The sequence below is a fragment of the Rhodococcus sp. EPR-157 genome (assembly GCF_001647195.1).
In the GTDB taxonomy this organism is placed as follows: domain Bacteria; phylum Actinomycetota; class Actinomycetes; order Mycobacteriales; family Mycobacteriaceae; genus Rhodococcoides.
Window position 1 is genome coordinate 1 of the sequence record NZ_LVCV01000294.1, and the last position, 910, is coordinate 910.

1 protein-coding gene is annotated in these 910 nt (G+C 62.6%); it reads left to right on the plus strand.

The window, feature by feature from the left end; all coding sequences use genetic code 11:
* Positions 1-910: DEAD/DEAH box helicase family protein (locus A2J03_RS13565; protein ID WP_197480753.1), on the plus strand; the 910-nt coding region annotated here is incomplete at both ends.

Sequence of the window (910 nt, forward strand, 5' to 3'; positions counted from 1 at the left end):
GAGCGGACTGCAGCCGACACCGGTGGGCATGCGCGCATCCTGTTCGCGGTCCCCTCGATTTCGCTCTTGTCTCAGACGCTGAGGGAGTGGACGGCGCAAACCCAGCTTCCCCTTCGTGCGTTCGCGGTGTGCTCGGACAACAAGGTCTCTCGCTCCGCGGAGGATTTCAACGTTCACGACGTGTCCATCCCTGTCACGACCGATCCCGAAAAGCTTGCCGGCGAGATGGCGCACCGCAAACGCGCCAAAGGCCTGACGGTCGTCTTCACCACCTATCAGTCGCTCCCCGTCGTCGCCGCAGCCCAAGGCCACGGTGTCGACCCGTTCGATCTGGTGATTTGCGACGAAGCGCACCGCACCACCGGGGTCACACTGTTCGGTGAGGACGACTCGAACTTTGTCCGCGTCCACGACGACGAATTTCTGAAGGCTGACCGCCGGCTGTATATGACCGCAACCCCGCGGATTTTCGACGACAAGGTTCGCGACAAGGCCGAGGAGCACTCGGCCGAGGTGACGTCGATGGACGACGAAGCAACATACGGTCCGGAGTTCCATCGGCTCTCATTCGGGGACGCGGTCGAACGCGGCCTACTGACCGACTACAAGGTCATCGTGCTCACCGTCGACGAGGAACTCATCGCATCCCCGATGCAGAAACAACTTGCGGGCGAGTTCAGCGAACTACGCCTCGATGACGCCTCCAAGATCGTCGGCTGCTGGAACGGGCTTGCCAAACGAGCCGGCCGCACCACCGACGGGACGGGGTTCGCAGTCGGCGAGGCACCGATGAAACGGGCCGTCGCGTTCGCCAAGGACATCGCAGCGTCTAAGCAGGTCGCCGAAGTCTTCCCGAACGTCATCGATGCTTACCGAGAACTCCTCGACGACACCGAGAACGACGGCGACC